The 16,332-nt window shown below is 58.4% G+C and carries 12 protein-coding genes and 1 pseudogene; 1 reads left to right on the top strand and 12 read right to left on the bottom strand.

The window, feature by feature from the left end:
- Positions 1–230: 230 nt before the first annotated feature.
- The 3 genes from AC3B5A_RS01050 to AC3B5A_RS01040 are packed head-to-tail and all read right to left on the bottom strand — an operon-like array spanning position 231 to position 3,678.
- The gene (locus tag AC3B5A_RS01050) at positions 231–932 is read right to left on the bottom strand and encodes an HAD family hydrolase (RefSeq protein WP_489798137.1); all 702 of its coding nucleotides are present in this window, start codon (positions 930–932) and stop codon (positions 231–233) included.
- Positions 922–2,742 (bottom strand): DNA repair protein RecN, encoded by a 1,821-nt coding sequence (gene recN, locus AC3B5A_RS01045; protein WP_489798135.1) that lies wholly within the window; start codon positions 2,740–2,742, stop codon positions 922–924. Before recN ends, AC3B5A_RS01050 begins: the two co-directional genes overlap by 11 nt.
- A gap of 12 nt (positions 2,743–2,754) precedes the next feature.
- Positions 2,755–3,678 (bottom strand): NAD kinase, encoded by a 924-nt coding sequence (locus AC3B5A_RS01040; protein WP_489798134.1) that lies wholly within the window; start codon positions 3,676–3,678, stop codon positions 2,755–2,757.
- 206 nt (positions 3,679–3,884) lie between these two features.
- Here AC3B5A_RS01040 and AC3B5A_RS01035 point away from each other — a divergent pair, with 206 nt between their 5' ends.
- Positions 3,885–4,673 (top strand): hypothetical protein, encoded by a 789-nt coding sequence (locus tag AC3B5A_RS01035; RefSeq protein WP_489798132.1) that lies wholly within the window; start codon positions 3,885–3,887, stop codon positions 4,671–4,673.
- Here AC3B5A_RS01035 and AC3B5A_RS01030 read toward each other — a convergent pair.
- The 9 genes and pseudogenes from AC3B5A_RS01030 to pheS form a co-directional block, all read right to left on the bottom strand.
- The gene (locus AC3B5A_RS01030; protein WP_489798130.1) at positions 4,637–5,461 is read right to left on the bottom strand and encodes a TlyA family RNA methyltransferase; all 825 of its coding nucleotides are present in this window, start codon (positions 5,459–5,461) and stop codon (positions 4,637–4,639) included. The two genes, AC3B5A_RS01035 and AC3B5A_RS01030, sit on opposite strands and share 37 nt — an antisense overlap.
- Positions 5,458–5,745, bottom strand: coding sequence for a hypothetical protein (locus AC3B5A_RS01025; protein ID WP_489760978.1), 288 nt, complete (start codon positions 5,743–5,745; stop codon positions 5,458–5,460). Before AC3B5A_RS01025 ends, AC3B5A_RS01030 begins: the two co-directional genes overlap by 4 nt.
- A 19-nt stretch (positions 5,746–5,764) precedes the next feature.
- Entirely contained in the window at positions 5,765–6,796 is a 1,032-nt protein-coding gene (locus AC3B5A_RS01020; protein WP_489798128.1) for an HAD-IIA family hydrolase, read from the bottom strand.
- 368 nt (positions 6,797–7,164) lie between these two features.
- Positions 7,165–8,691 (bottom strand): annotated as a pseudogene (locus AC3B5A_RS01015) (tetratricopeptide repeat protein); the annotation flags it as partial.
- Positions 8,692–9,251: 560 nt separating this feature from the next.
- Positions 9,252–10,574, bottom strand: a complete 1,323-nt coding sequence (gene tyrS / locus AC3B5A_RS01010) for a tyrosine--tRNA ligase (RefSeq protein WP_489798126.1) — start codon at positions 10,572–10,574, stop codon at positions 9,252–9,254.
- A 275-nt stretch (positions 10,575–10,849) separates the two neighbouring features.
- Positions 10,850–11,410 carry an arginine repressor gene (gene argR / locus AC3B5A_RS01005; protein WP_489798492.1) on the bottom strand — a complete coding sequence of 187 codons (561 nt, stop codon included), beginning with the start codon at positions 11,408–11,410 and terminating at the stop codon, positions 10,850–10,852.
- Between the two features lie 348 nt (positions 11,411–11,758).
- Entirely contained in the window at positions 11,759–12,538 is a 780-nt protein-coding gene (locus tag AC3B5A_RS01000) for a hypothetical protein (protein WP_489798125.1), read from the bottom strand.
- A 62-nt stretch (positions 12,539–12,600) separates the two neighbouring features.
- A complete protein-coding gene (gene pheT / locus AC3B5A_RS00995) occupies positions 12,601–15,204 on the bottom strand; it encodes a phenylalanine--tRNA ligase subunit beta (RefSeq protein ID WP_489798123.1) in 2,604 nt (867 codons plus the stop codon).
- A 6-nt stretch (positions 15,205–15,210) separates the two neighbouring features.
- Complete coding sequence (pheS, locus tag AC3B5A_RS00990; protein ID WP_489798122.1) at positions 15,211–16,278, bottom strand: phenylalanine--tRNA ligase subunit alpha; 1,068 nt, start codon at positions 16,276–16,278, stop codon at positions 15,211–15,213.
- Between the last annotated feature and the right edge of the window lie 54 nt (positions 16,279–16,332).

Here is a 16,332-nt window from a genome sequence, read left to right as displayed (position 1 = left end):
GTCGTACCAGCACCAGCACCAGCACCAGCACCAGCACTAGCACCAACCTATTCCTACTTGCCTAGACGCTCCATGCCGAACCTGCATATTGGATCTTCCCAACACAAGACGCACGAGACTGGGCGCGCAGACGAACGCCACCAACGACTACTACTCGGTTGTAGCCGCAAAAACCAAATGTGCGCTTACTTCATAAAAGTTCGTCTACTTCAACCGCACACACGGCATGCTTACAACACCATTGGCGCCTGTGCAAAATCAGTCAACACACCGTCGGCCTCACGCCGCAAATCGAGCCAATCATCTCGCGAATGCTCGTCCAACACCGCCCACACTTGCATACCAGCGGCCCTCGCAGCGCGCACCGCGGTAATTCGATCTTCAAAAACCGTACACAAGCCAGGCTCCACGCCGAGCCGCTCAGCCGTCAGCAGGTACACGTCAGGGCTGCTTTTGTCGACATCGCCAGCGTCGCCAACACTAACACACTCGTGGAAATACCCGTCAAGCCCTACATGTTTCATCGCCGGCTCATACATATGCTTGGCCAGCGCCGTCGCCACAGCCAGCGCCGCTCCCGACTCGCGCAGCGCACGCACATACTCCAAAGCATGTGGCTTGGGCTGCACATCCGTGGCATAGGCCGTATACGCCATGCCGTCCCACAATGCTGCCAGCTCCTTCACAGAATCAGGCAAACCAAACCGCTCTTTGGTGTACTGCGCCACTTGATGTGACTGCATGGTGGCGACCGTGGCCATGTAGTCGTCGGGCATATCTATGCCGCGGTCGGCAAAGAAGTCAATATCAACCTGCGCCCACACACCCATCGAGTCCAACAGTGTGCCGTCAAGGTCAAAAATCGCCGCTTTCCCCGAGTTGGCACTCTCTGCCGGGCTTTGGATCTTATCGTCGTTCAGTTCATTTGCCAAGAGTGCTTCCCTGCAACAGTTCTCGAGCGTGCTCGAGCGAGGTTTCGGATTCCGTGCCAGCCAGCATGCGCGCCACCTCATGCACCCGCTCTTCACCGTCCACCCGTTCCACGACGGTGGAAACCGATGATTGGGAACCATTCTGCGCGTTCTTGCCGTTTCCTGTTTTCCCGCCGCCTGACTTGCACACTACGAATTGTGCGTCCGCCCATGAAGCCACTTGCGGAAGATGCGTGACCACAATGACCTGCGCGGTGCGAGCCAGTTGCGCCAGACGTTTGCCTAGTTCGGCAGCGGCCTGACCGCCCACGCCAGCATCCACCTCATCGAAGATGAAGGTCATGTCGGAAGTGCCGGTACGCTTGCCCGCAGCGGCAAGTTCGAGCGCCAGCATCAGTCTGCTCAACTCACCGCCCGAAGCGCTTTTGCCCATCGGCAGCTGCGCAGATCCCGGGAAGGGAGTGAACAGGAACTCGATGTCATCGATGCCATGAGCATCAAGAGGAGCAGATGACGGTACCTCCACGTCTACCGAGCCGGCAGCACCGTCACAGACTGCACGCTGAGTGACATGAATGTCGAGTTTCGCCCCTGCCATGGCCAGGTTCCCCAGTTCGGCAGTGACTGTTTTGCTCAGCGTTTTCGCGGCTTTGAGCCGCGTTTTACTGAGTTTTTGCGCAGCTTGCAGAGCATCGTCGAATCGTTGTTGTCGTTCGGCTTGCAGCGCTTCGATTTTTTCAGGAGAGGCGTCCAGATCTTCGATTTCAAAGGCCGCTTTGTCTCGCCATGCTATGACATCACTGAGTTCGGGACCCCAGCGTCGTGTCAGCTCATCCAAATCGTGGATACGAGCATTGATTGAGTCCAGACTTTCCACGCTGCTTTCCTCGCCCATCTCGTCCGACAGCGAGTACACAATGTCAGTCAAATCGGCGTTGAGCGATTCCAGCCGGTCAGCAGCTTCGCCAAATGCTCCTTGACTGTGAATGGTGCGCAGGGCAGCAATGGCTCGCGTGATGGCATCCGAGGCTCCAATGGCATCACTGTCGGCATCGACTTGAGAGGCATCGAGCGAAGACAATGCGGCTCCCACCCCGCGCGTAATTTCAGCAGCGTTTTCGATACGCGAGCGCTTCTCTTTCAGGTCCTCGTCTTCCCCCGGTTTGGGATCAACCGCGTTGATTTGTTCCACGGAGTCTCGCAGATAGTCGGCTCGCTGACGTGCAGCCGATTCTTGGGAGCTGATGCGTTGCAGCTTGTCATCAATGTCTTGCAGGCTTCCCCACGCCTTACGGTACTCAGCCAGTTCCGTCTCGTCGCCAGCCACCATGTCGAGAAATTCGCGCTGCCGCGCCGCAGAAGCCATGCGCAACTGGTCGCTCTGACCGTGAATGGTGACCAATTCTCCTGCCACATCCGCCAGAACACCGCGCGGCACACTGCGCCCGTCCAGCACCGCACGAGAACGCCCTGAGGCAGGTACAGACCTTGCCAAAAACAGCTCTTGCCGCCCTGCCTCATCAGGATCGGGATCACTCTGCTCACGCTCTTCAACAGCCCCTGCCTGTACGGCAAAACCTACAGCAGGCCCTTGCTCATCAACGTCGAATACACCTTGCGCCCATGCGGCATCGGCACCCGGCGAGACTCTCGCACTGCTGGCTGCATCACCGGAGATGAGACGAATGGCGCTGAGCAGCATGGATTTGCCGGCACCGGTCTCTCCGGTGATGGCCGTCATGCCCGACTTCAGCTCAAGCTTCGCTGCACGAATGGGCCCGAGATGGCGTACTTCAAGTTCCTCAAGCATGCATGACTCCTTCTATTCCTGACTTGCAGTGAGGGACCGCTCCCTCACTTGTTCCTCAAGCCGGGCCTGCTCTCGCAGGCTGACCCCGGGAAGGTTGAACTTGGTGACCAGACGACTGGTAAAAGGTACGTCCGACAAGCTGGCCAAGTTGAGTGTATGGGGCAGCTGCCCCACCTCGACCCGTGACCCGCGTGGCAGTACCATGCTCCGCCGTCCGTCACAGCAGATGCATCCGTTCGTCACCGACGAGTTCAGCACGTGCACGCCAAAAGTCGAACCCGAGCCGATGATGACAGGACGAGCAAAGAGCGCATGTGCGGCTAAAGGCACCATTTGCAAGGCTTGCACGTTTGGCCATATAATCGGCCCTCCAGCTGAGAACGCGTAGGCGGTGGAACCTGTCGGGGTGGAGATGACCACACCATCACCGCTGAACGAACTCATCGGCACACCGTCCACACTCACCGACAGTTCCACCATACGGCCGCTGCCCGGCTCTTTGACGGTCACGTCGTTGAGCGCCCAATCATGCACCCGCTGCCCCGACGGCAGCGTGGCGTCGACTCGGGCCAGCATGCGCGACTCCGTGGTGTAATTGCGATCGGCGATGCGACTGATGGCCTCAGTAAGTTGGAAACTTTCAAACTCGGCAAGGAACCCTATATGCCCCAGGTTAATACCCAAAATCGGCACATCTGTGCCATACACCATTTCGGCAGCGCCCAGTATGGTGCCGTCGCCTCCAAGCACCACCACGATTTCCGTATCCGCACTCACCGTGGGTGCAGCCTCACCAAAATCAGGAGCAGCTAGGTCGTCGACAACATCGACTTGGAACCCGGCATGCTGCAGCTGATCGAGAGCATGACGCACTACGGTTCCGCCCTCGTCCAACCTTGAATGCGTTACCACCACCGCATGCCGCTGTTCCGCCATCCATATGCCTTTCCTGCCGAGTCCACACTGCCCTTATCCTAACCGACCACCGTCTACAAACCAGCAAGTGGTTCCGTCCTTGGAATAACACGAACCCTATGAACATTCCACTTGAGATATGTTCCGCAATGTTGCGACTTCACTGCTTTCTCTCGTACAGTGGCATGGCGGTTTGTCCTTGAACCGAACTGCGGAAGCGAGTATTCATGAACCTCAACGTTTTCGGTGGCATCGTCGAACCGCGCACGTACGGTACGATCATCGCGCATGGCAACGTGTCGCTCTGCGCCGGCACTGTGTGCGCAGTGCTGGAGGTACATGGCGAAGTGAGCATGCATGCGGCCCGCGCAGGGCGCGTCAACCTGCACGGCGGAGGGATGCGTTGCGACGGCGATCTTCAGCTGGCTGCGGTCAGCGGGCACGGACGCTTCGATGTTTCAGGTGAGCTGCAGTGCGGCAACATCGACTGCACGGGAGACATTGCCGTGCATAGTTTGGTCTCAAGCGGTAATGTACATGTCACCGGCGCGCTTTGTGCCCAAACCGTGCGTGCCGCAGGCCTAGTCGCAGTACGGGGCCGTGCGCATGTGCAAAGCATCGAGGCGCTCACTGTGAATGTTGAACCATTGCAATCTCGCATGCTGACCCGTTTGGGCATGGACCAGTACACCGCATGCAGCAGTTTGGGGCGCATCCGTGCGCAGCAGGTGCGACTGCAGGCCACGGACAGTGAACGTGTGCAAGCCGCACTGGTGTCGCTGTCCAACCGTTGCCGAGTACAGGAGGTGCTATTCGATGACGATTTGACGTTGGACGACACGTCACATGTCGACGCCATGCAGCGCTCGTGGCCTCCGTCTCGACGATTTTCGTCTCAACGTCCTTTGACTCGTCAAGTGTCATCGCCTCACTCGTCTGAATCGGTGGCGCTACCGGTCAATCAGCTGCAGACAGACGCTCAGCAAGCAGCGGCAGTTGAGCGTAAAGTGGCGTAAAGCAAATACTCCATGTTGCCGTGTGTGCCTGCAATGGGAGAAACGCACGTGCCGCGCACATCCATGCCGCACCGCTCAGCGCATGCGCACACCTGTTCCAAAGCAGCTTCCCGCAGGCGTTCGTCTTCGACGATGCCATGCTTTCCCAAGTGACCTTTACCGACTTCGAACTGGGGTTTGACCAGCAGCACCATATGCGCGCCGGGAGCGGCGAGTTTGGCGATAACGGGAATGACATAGGTCAGGGATATGAACGAAACGTCCGACACTACGAGTTGGGGGCGGAAAGGCAGCGAGCGCGCGGTGACGTCACGAATGTTGACCCCGCTCATCTCTATGATACGAGGGTTGGCGGCGATGCGAGGGTCGAGCTGGCCGTGCCCCACATCGAGAGCGATGATGCGTTTGGCACCTGCGCGCAGCAGCACGTCGCAAAACCCTCCGGTCGAAGCGCCGATATCCAAGCAATCCAAGCCTTCGGCGTCAATCAGTCCATCTTGTGCGAAGTGGTCAAAGGCACCCAGCAATTTGTAGGCGCCACGGGAGACGTAGTCGTCCCCTGCCGTAAGTTCGATGTGCGATTGCGAAGTGACCTGCACTGAGGGTTTACCGGCTGCGGTGCCGTCCACCAGTACCCGACCCTCACGAATCAGACGTTGTGCTTTGGCTCTGCTGGAAGCGATACCCAGTTCTGCAAGCCGTACATCAAGCCGTACATTTCCTGTAGACGTCTCCAGGTCCGTAGGAGGCTTTCTCTCATGGCCATCGTCTCGAATCACAGAGTTCATGTGAGGCCCTCAGTCTGCCGCGCATACCTGCCCGCATTGGTTGCGCTGTCTTGATCGCGATCTCCCTCGTCAAGCTCGAGCTGCAGACGAGAGAGCACATCGCGCAACATGGCGATATGCTCTCGCTCTGAAGCCGTGTCCATTCCAGGTTCATCATCAGACGGAGATGTAGGAGCGTCTTCGTCACCGTAGACAGCAGAAGCCCCAAGCTCGCCAAACATGTCGGCAAGCTCAGGAAAACGCTGCACTAGTGCAGCTTCATCCATCTCAACCGTCTCATCCATGGTGTTCACACCACGCCGGTTAGAATTCGAACTGGGGCAGGATAAGCGAACATGCCGCATCCGTCCCCTGCTGTGCCTCGAACTCCCACACGGCGTTACAGGCGGCGCGCAGCGCATTCACGCTTGACGTTGAACTGACCTCAAGCCTCTCCCCTACGACATAAGCCTCATCGTCGGTACAACGCCACACACCATCATCCAGGCGTTGGGGCTCAGGCATGGTTTCATGCAACCCTCGCAGGTCTTTTGCCACAAACGTGGGACGCAGGTATTCGGGAGCGCGCAGCAGCTGCTCAGGGGTACATACGCCGGTAAGCACCAGCAGCGAATCGTACCCTCCTCGGTTGCCGGCCTCAATGTCAGTGTCGAGGCGGTCTCCGATGGCAAGGCAGCGTGACTTCGCTACCATGTCCTCGCCCTCGCCGGCCGCCAGCACCCGCGCTTCGTCATACATTGCAGACTCGGGTTTGCCGGCCGACGAAATCGGTTTGACGCCGGTGGCCGTCACCACGGCTTGAATCAGCGAACCACACCCAGGCGCCACGCCATGCTCTTTAGGGAGCGTGGAGTCCAAGTTGGTGACGAAGTATTGTGCGCCATGCTCGACCGCGAAAGAAGCCTCGGCAAGGTCATGCCACGAGATTTCGGGATACCAGCCTTGTATCACTGCGGCAGGATCGTCCTCGGACGATTCGACTATTTCGAGCCCCTGAGAACGCACTTCCGCCTTAAGATGTTCGGCACCGACCACCATGATCTTGGAACCCGCCGGCACTTGGCGAGCCAGCATACGAGCAGCCACCACCGATGATGTGATTACCTGGGACGGCTCCACGTCCAAGCCGAAGCCTCGCAACTGCTCTGCGACAGTGGCCTGCATACGGGCGGAGTTGTTCGTGGTGTACTCCACACTCATGCCTTGCGATTGTGCCTCGCGGATGGATTGCGCAGCATGCGCCACCGGGTTCTTGCCTCGGTACACCACACCGTCAAGGTCGAGCAATGCCAACGCATACGCGTTTTCAATCGGTTCAGCCGTCCCTGTAATCATGTGTTTTATTCCTCTCCCTGCTGGTCGTCGGCGTCACTGGGCACCGCCGACTGAGGAGCTTGTTCCCCACGACCGTTCTCGTCGTACTCACTCGATACGGCAGCCTGCTGGGCAGGATCGATATCGCTATCTACTCCCTCTTGGGTCAAACTCTCGGACAGCTGGGTTTCATCATCCTCATCCGCATCAAGCTCAGCTTCATCCTGCACGGGCGGCTGCGGTACGGTCTCGGTGTGGATACGAGGATCGATCACATCAAAACCGTCAGCCTCCTGCGCCACACTGGCCTGCGCTTCAACCTGAGCCTCTGCTGTTTCGGGGATGATGGCCGCCTGTGAGCTCTCGGTTCCAGCCGCTTCGACAGCACCTTCATCAATGCTGGACTCGCTATCGGAGTCGTCCTCTTCAAGCGATTCCTCGGTATCGTCGCTTTCGGTGTCGTTGCCTTCGGTATCGGCCCCGTCATTCTGCTCGGAGGACGCATCGAACTCGTCACGCTCGTCGTCATACCCGCCACGGCGTTCCGGTTCCGGCGCATACTGTGCGTCTTCCTCCGTGATGCCGAGTTCCTCCATCATATCGTCTGGCAAGCGTTCGAGATCGTAGTCAATGACCGGCTCTTCGTCCTCTTCGTCAACGTCTGCATAACGCTGCTCAAGCTTGTCGAGCATGACATCCAAATCTGTGGCTTCATCGCTGCGACCGGCCTGTTCCAAGAAGTACTGTTCCGCCTGCAAGGCACGCATGCGATAAGCTCCGGGAATGTTGGACTTGCCGAGCTTGTCCACCACGCTGATGGCCTGATCGAGCAGCCCTAGGTCGCTCAAAGCACCGGCATAGACGAGGAACATCTCAGCCTTCGCCTCTCCTGTCAGCGATTTGGCCTCATCGCTCAATGCCAGAGCCACGGCCTTCTTCGGGTTGCCCAAGCCACGTTCGCAATCGGCCATGAACGGCATGTAGTCACCGTATCCGTTCATGCGCTGAGCGGTTTGGAACTCACGCAACGCCAACTTGTAGTCACCCTGACGGTAGGCCACAAATGCCAAGGTCTCACGTGCGAAATCGATGCGGGACGCCTGCCGAGCCACCCACTTGGCGTGCTCCAAAGCCGCTGCAGGATCACTTTCTTCCAATGCATATGCTGCTAGAATATGCAATCCGGTGTTCTCTGCATGCTCTTTCGACAGGCCACGCAGACGCTCTTTTTCATCTTTGGAGAGCATCGACCATTCCATGCCGCGCGGCATGCGAGGTTCGTCTGGACGGCGATCCGTATATGGGTTCTGCGAGGGGAAGGAGATAGTGCCGTCAGAATTGCGACGCATACCTCTATCCATATATTCACTGCGGCCGTCATTGAAGCTGCGACGATCGTGGTCACGGTGCTGCTGACGATCGTCGCGCGAGTCACGACGGAAGTCACGACGATCCTCACGATGCCCGTTATCCCGGCGGAAATCCCTGCGATCGCCTCCCTGGCGCCTATCATTGCCGCGATAACCACCATGGTCACCACCATCACGGCGGAAGTCACGACGATCCTCACGCCCACCAAAATTGCCGCGCCTATCGTCGGAACGCCGATCATCACGTCGGAAATCCTTGCGGTCGTTGCCGCGATAGCCGCCACGGCCGCCTTCGCGACCAAAGCTTGAACGACCGCCGTCCTGACGGAAGTCACGACGCTCACCATCGCGACGACCACCATTGTTGCCACGGTAATCGTTGCGTTCATCATCACGGCGGAAGTCACGGCGATCCTCACGGAATCCGTCTCTGCGGTCGTCCCGATGGAAGTCACGCCTGCCGTTGCCACGGTAGCCCTCACGACCGCCATCGCGACGGTCGTCACGGTGGAAATCACGACGATCCGAACCGCGATACCCTCCGCGGTTACTGTCTTCGCGCCGGAAATCTCGCCTATTGCCTCCGTCTCGGTATGAACCGGAACGTTCACCATCACGGTGGAAATCACGTCGCCCACCGTTGTTGCCACGGTATCCGCCACGCTCGCCATCGTCACGGCGGAAGTCACGGTGATCATCGCGCCGGCCGCGATAACCGCCGTTGCCTTTGAAACCGTCTCGCCCACCACGATCATCCCTGCGATATCCGCCACGGTCACCGTACTCTTTGCCGCCATGACGTTCGTCGCGGTTCCCACGGTAGCCACCGCGGGAACCGTTACCCGATCCTCCCTTGTGGAAGCCGTCACGCCGTCCGCCCGAGGCTCCGCCACGGTAGCCGCCGTGCCCGTGGTACCCGTCTGAATGCGAGCCGCCAGCAGCGTGTCCGCGAGATTCGCCGCCGTGAGATTCGTGCTCGTTATATGCCATATTTCGCTTTACCTTTACCTATATCTATTATGGTGTGATGCTTAGCAGCCTACCCTACGGCGGGTTGCGGCATCGAACAATTTATGCCTGAAGCCAATCGGTATGCCCTGTACGGGTCATTGCTCCAGTTCGACAGCGCCGACGGCCTTCTTGCCGCGCCTGACCAACGCAAAACGGCCTCCCAGGAAGTCAGACTCCTCCAACTCCTGATCCGGGTTCTCCACCCGCACGTTGTTCACGTACACACCGCCCGACTTGATGGTTTTGCGCGCCAAAGACAGAGAAGCGAACAGACCGGCAGACACACCGGCCTGAGCGACTCGATCCCCGACCTTTGCGCTGGCGAATGCCATACCGTTCTCGGTTTCGACCTTCAGCCCTTCGATGCTTGACTCCAGCGCATCCATAGCGATATCATGCAAGTCGCCCCCGCGGCCGAACAACGCCGATGCTGCGTCAAGCGCCTGCTGTGTCTTCTCTTCGCCATGCACGAAGCTGGTCACTTCCCATGCCAGTGTGCGCTGAGCCTGCCGTGCACCAGGATCATCCTGCGCCTCGCGAACCAAACGCTCAATCTCTTCCTTTGGCAGGAACGTGAACGCCTTGAGCAGCTTCTCCATCTGGTCATCCGGCTGGTTGAACCAGAACTGGTAGAACTTGTACGGGCTGAGCATGGTGGCATCCAACCAGACAGCATTGCCTTCGGACTTGCCGAATTTCTTGCCCTGCCCATCGGTGATGATGGGGCTGGTGAACACGTTGACCGACTCCCCGTGCACCTTTCGGATGAGATCAAGACCGCTGGTCAGATTGCCCCACTGGTCGGAGCCGCCCAATTCCAAAGTGCATCCGAATTCTTCATACAGGTGCAGGAAATCGTTGCCCTGCAGCACCTGGTAGCTGAACTCGGTGAATGAAATACCTTCGTCGGAGTTAAGACGACGAGCCACCACATCCTTGGCCAGCATCGTTCCCATACGGAAGTTCTTGCCTACGTCGCGCAGAAAATCGATGACCGACATCTGTGCAGTCCAATCGTAATTGGAGACAAAACGAACCGGGTTAGCACCATCCGTCACCAGAATGTCGCCGATCTGATTCTTGAGACGCTGCGACCAAGCAGCAACAGTCTCTTTGGCGTTGAGCGTGCGCTCACCGCTTTGCCGCGGGTCTCCGATCAGACCGGTGGCTCCACCGACCAGTGCAATGGGGTGATGCCCAGCCTCCTGAAGGTGGCGCATGATGATGAGCTGCACCAAGTTGCCGATGTGCAAAGAAGCCGCGGTGGGGTCAAACCCGCAATAGTAGGTGATCGGCTCTCCGTTGAGAGAAGATTCCAACTGAGTCTTGTCAGTAGACTGCGCAATAAGGCCACGCCATTCCAACTCGTCGTACAGCGCAGCGAATCCCGCTTCCTTGTAGCCGGTGACGTGAGACATACCCGTTTCCTTCTTCCCTTGGTGCTGCAACACTCCAAAGCCTGTCCGATAATCGCGCATTTCCAATATTTCTGGAACCTTGCGCTGAAGTGCAGAATGTCTTCATTTTCGCAGCAGATAGCGACACCAACAGACCCTGAAGCAACCAGGTAAGAGACCTCACGCCATGCAGAGCAACGGGTTGGCGCACGACTCACTCAACGTTGAGGAGCCAGGATACGGTATGTGCCGGCACTATTGGTGCCGGCACATACGATGTTTCATGTTTCGCCGATTCAGTCCTGTTTGGATTTCTCGTACTCCGCGATACGCTTGGCGCGCCCTGACGCCACATCAAGCAGCCAACGGCTCCGATCCTTCGCGGTATCGTCACTGGCGCAGATCAAGAGCACGGTATCGTCTCCGGCAACCGTGCCCAAGATGCCGTCGATGGGCTGACGGTCGATGACGCTGGCCATGTACTGCGCAGCACCTGCCGGCGTATGCACCACGACGAGGTTGCGTGCCGAGGCAACAGAAACAATCAGCCCCGCCAAACCGCGGGACAGCTGCTTATCCATATGTTCGGTTGCGCTCTCCTGCCCATCCCATGGCTCTGCGCCGATGGTATAGGCAATGCGACCGTTCTTCAATCGCGACTTGGTAGCGTTCATCTCATCGAGATCGCGGCTCAGTGTAGCTTGCGTCACATCGATGCCTCGTTCGGAAAGCATGACGGAAAGCTGCGCCTGCGAAGACACGATGTTTTCCAGCAGGATCTGCTCAATGACGTTCAAACGTGCCGCTCGATTCGTCGGTCGATGCAGACCGGTCACTCGGCGTGTCGCGTGCTCCAAATCGCTCTCTTTGCCGTCTTGGCCGCCAGCTTGCGCAGACTGCCCATCATTCGCATCACTCGCGACAGATGCCGCGCCAGCACTTGCATTGTCAGTGCCGGTGGCACCCCCATCAATGCTTTGCCGCTCAACACCTTCATCTACAGCACCGTCAAGCTTATCTGAACTCAATTCAGCTGCACGGATGCCTTGTTTCTCGGTCACTTCGCCCTCCTTGTTTTCTCTCTCATGACCATTCTAGCGAATGTTGCATACTACTATGCTCGTAGCTGCATATTATCAACAAATCGGCCCCTGTGCGTCGCAACACGCACAGGGGCCGATACTCTTCTCGCGACTTACCTCACATCAGGCTCCAAATGTACCGCTATCTGGCATGCTATTCATTATGTTCTGCATTTCCTGCATCAACGAAGGATTAGACATAACCCACGCGGAGAGAAGGAGCACGATGACCGCAATGACGATGGCTGCTATGGCAAAGCCCCGCCCACGCATGTGGTACAGCTTGGTACGCCATATCGATGCTGCACCCAGAACCAACGCCAAAGCGGGAAACTCGGGGAACAGAATCGCGCAGGCGAAGGAAAGAATGGCCATGGCACTCCAGCGCCCCCACAATGGGTTTTGCTGCGGATCGTTCATGTCAATACCGGCTCGCATGTCCGGAACATGGGGAACTGAGTTGCCCGGCACCTGTTGCCCTGTCTGCGGCATGTTGGGATTATAGCCATACGGCGCGTTATTGTACGGCGTGTTGCCGTTCTGCTGGTTGGCATTACCTGGCATCGGGTTGAAGCCGGGCTGACCGGGCATGGGCTGTCCTTGTGCTGGTTGACCCTGCTGAGGCTGCCATGCCCCCGGCATGTTCTGAGAACGAGGATCAGACTGCCCTTGCCCTGCTGCGTCTCCCGCAGGATTCTGGGTATCCTGCTGACCGGAGCGCCCGCCGGCGAACGGATTGGAGAACCCGGTTCGTTTTTGGGCCGGCTTCTCTTCCTTCGGTTCGGGTTTGCCGAACACGTAGGGGTCGTAGTCCTTCGGGAATTGCGACGCCAGAGCACCGTATTCAGGCAGCTGTGACCCGTTCACCGGTTCATTTGTCATATCATTGTTTGCTTCGTCCATGGCGTTCCCTTCGTCAGTTGCAGGACGTTATCGTACGTATCACACTAACCTCATACTCGGGTTCACGCCCTGAGCGTGGCACCCAATGTGGCAGCTTGCTGTGCTATGCGGGCACGTAACGCTTCAGTATCCGTAGAATCAAGCGTTTTGTCCGGTGCGCGGAACGTGACTGCATAGGCCAACGACTTCATATGTTCGCCCAGTTGTTCACCAGCAAACACGTCGAAGAGCTCTATGGATTCCAAGTCGTCACCTGCAGCCGTCTCAATCGCTTCCTGCAGTTGCGCTTCAGTGACATTGCGGTCAACGGTGAATGCCAAATCCTGCTTGACCGGAGGGAACGTGGAGAGCGGCTTGGCTTGCACCGGTTTACCGTCCAAACGAGCAAACATCGCCGTCAGGTCGAGCTCAAACGCCGCCGAATGCTCAGGGAAGCCAAGAGCCGCGTTCACGTGCGGATGCAGCTCGCCGACCATGCCCACGCACGTCTCATCCATCATGACACGCGCTGCACGACCTGGATGCCACTGTTCCGGTACATCTCCTGCTGCCGGCTGGTCAAGGGACACTTGTGCTCCCAAACGATCCGACACCCTCATCAGGGCCTCTACCGCGTCGCTCCAGTCCACGTCGCGGCTGGACTTGAGCCAACCGGACTCCTCGGCTTTGCCGGTCAGCAACGCCGCCACATGCAATGGCTGTTCCGGCAGACCGGCATCCAGCGCAGCGAGCTGCTCATCGTTGGGCTTCACTCCTCCAGGCAGTGCTGGAATGGCGGGAGCATCGGGATCCCACAGGTAGACGTGTCCAAGTTCATAGAGCGATACGTTGTCCAACCCCCTACGAATGTTGCGCTGCACTGTCTGGGCGAGGGTCGGCAGCACGGAACGGCGTAGATACGGCCTGTCACCTGCCAATGGATTGGCCACTTCGACGCTCACGGGCTCGATCTGTTCTGCGTTATAGCCGAACGCCTTGAAATCAATCGGCCCTACGAACGGATAGCTCAGCGTCTCCACCAAACCGTATTCAGCAAGTTCGTCAGCCACTTGGCGCTGACGTCGTTGATCCGCACTTAATCCCACACTGCCGCTCACAGGAGCTGGAGGCACCGTCACCGGAATCTGATCGTAGCCGACTAGTCTGGCCACTTCCTCCACCAAGTCGCACGGGTCGGTGAGGTCAGGGCGCCACGTGGGCGGCACCACATTCACAGCGCTGGCATCACCATGTGATTCAACCGTACAGCCGATGTCTGTCAGCATGGTGCGAATAGTGCTGTCGTCGGTATCCAACCCGGTCAGCCGCTTGACTTCACTAAGCTTGAACACGACAGGTTCATGAGGCTGCGTACGGTTCACATCGACCGGGGTATCGGAAGGTTCTCCCCCACCGAACTGGGCGAGCAAATCAGCGGACATCTGTGCTGCTGCGGGTTGCAGGTCAAAGTCCACACCACGTTCGAAGCGACGTGATGCTTCGGAAGGAATCTTGTGTCGCCTAGCGGAACGCGCAATGGTGACTTGGTCGAAATGCGCCGCTTCCAGCAGCACATTCTTCGTCTCGCTGGTCACTTCACCGTACAGACCGCCCATCACACCGGCCAGGCCGAGAATGCGCGAACCGCGCTTCCCTTCCGGAGAATCGGTGATGAGCAGATCTTCAGGATCCAAGTCGTGTTCTTTGCCGTCCAGCGTAGTCAGCTTTTCGCCGGATTGGGCGCGCCGCACCACAATCGGACCGCTGATTTTGTCCATGTCGTACGCGTGCATAGGCTGCCCCAAGTCGAGCATGACATAGTTCGTCACGTCCACCGCAAGGGAGATCGAACGCATACCGGCACGAATCAAACGGCGCCGCATCCAGTTGGGTGTGCGAGAGTCCGGGTTGAAGCCACGCACAGCACGAGCATAATAGCGGTCGCAGCCGGGCACACCGTGAATCGGGTTGTTATCCTCAATCACCACTTCAATGTCGCGCTGTCCCTCACGGGCATCCTGCGGCGCTTTGGCTGCAAGAGCCAACGCGGGATCGGTGTACTTGGCACCGGTGGAGTGATGATATTCGCGTGCTACGCCACGGTAGGAGAATGCGTATCCGCGGTCTGGGGTGATGTTGATCTCGAGGAGCGGCTGGTCCAGATGCAACAGATGCATGGCATCGTCACCGGGCTTCAGTGCGTCATATTCCGCCTCACTGAAGCCGTAGTGACGCAACAGGATAATGCCGTTATGGTCGTCCCCCAAGCCAAGCTCGCGCTCGGAAGCGCACATGCCGTTGGAGATATGACCGTAGGTCTTGCGCGGCTCGATCCTGAAGTCACCGGGGAGCACCGCACCGGGAAGCGTCACGACGACTTTCTCGCCTGCGGCCATGTTGGGCGCACCGCACACAATGCCGCGCGGCACCTTGTTGCCGTTCTCGTCAGTCTCATTGAACTCGGGACCCACATCCACCTGGCACCAGTTGATGGTCTTGCCGTTCTTCTGCGGTTCCGGATCGGCGCTCACCACGTAGCCCACTACAATCGGACCGGTGACCTGAGAGGAGTGAATCTCTTCTTCCTCAAGCCCCACACGCACCAGATCGGCGGCCAGCTGCTCATAGGTCAGGCCTTCGGGAACCTCGGTGTGCTCTTGAAGCCAGTCAATATCTACCATTGGCATGAGTACTTACTCCCCCATCACAAACTGTTCGCTGAAGCGCACGTCGCCTTCAACAAGATCATGCATATCGTTGATGTCGTGGCGCAGCAGCAGGGTGCGCTCCATGCCCACGCCAAACGCGAAGCCGGTGTATACGTCCGGGTCAAGGCCGGCGGAACGCAGCACGTTCGGGTTCACCATGCCTGAACCGCCCCACTCGATCCAACCGGGGCCACCCTTCTTGTCGGGGAACCACAGGTCGATCTCGGCGCTGGGCTCGGTGAAGGGGAAATAGCTGGGACGGATGCGGCTCTTGGCATCGGGGCCGAACATGGTGACGGCGAGCTTATCGAGCACGCCTTTCAAATCCCCCATCGTCAAACCTTTGTCGACCGCAAGGGCCTCGCACTGGTGGAAGACCGGTGTGTGCGTGGCGTCAAGTTCATCCGTGCGGAACACGCGGCCTGGAGAGGCTATGTAGAGCGGAACGCCCTGTGAGATGAGCGCACGCACCTGGTCGGAGGAGGTCTGCGTGCGCAACACCATGTTCGAGCCCACAAACCCGGCTGCATCCTTGGCCTGATTGCCTTTGACATAGAACGTGTCCTGCATCTGGCGGGCAGGATGATCCGGCCCGAAGTTCAAGGCGTCGAAGTCGTACCATTCGCTCTCCACCTCGGGACCGGATGAGATGGTCCAACCCATGGAGATGAACAAATCTTCGACGTCTTCGAGCAGCTTGGAGAGCGGATGACGCGCACCAAGAGGCTTGCGGCGCACCGGCAAGGTCATGTCAACGGTCTCGGCGGCAAACTTGGCGCTCTCCTCGGCAGCCTTTACCTGAGCCTCTTTAGCGCCGTACGCATGGCCGAAATCTGCGCGCAGCTTACCGAGCACCTGACCAGCGGCTTTCTTCTCGTCGGCGGGAAGCGTGCCGATGGCGCGGTTAGCTTGCGTGATGACGGAATCCGCACCCATGTATTGTGCTTTGACGGCCTTGAGCTCTGCCATCGATTGGGCGGACTGAATCTTCTCTATGCCTTCGGCGGCCGCGTCCGTCACCGCTTGCGCGTCGAATACCACACCTTCTGCCACGAGTACCCTTTCTGTAGCGACTTGGGTTACCGACGCCACGACCCACAAACCCGC

The organism is Bifidobacterium sp. ESL1133 (genome assembly GCF_058107325.1).
Note: the sequence above shows the minus strand (reverse complement) of the source record. Positions and strands in the feature narration are given on the sequence as shown.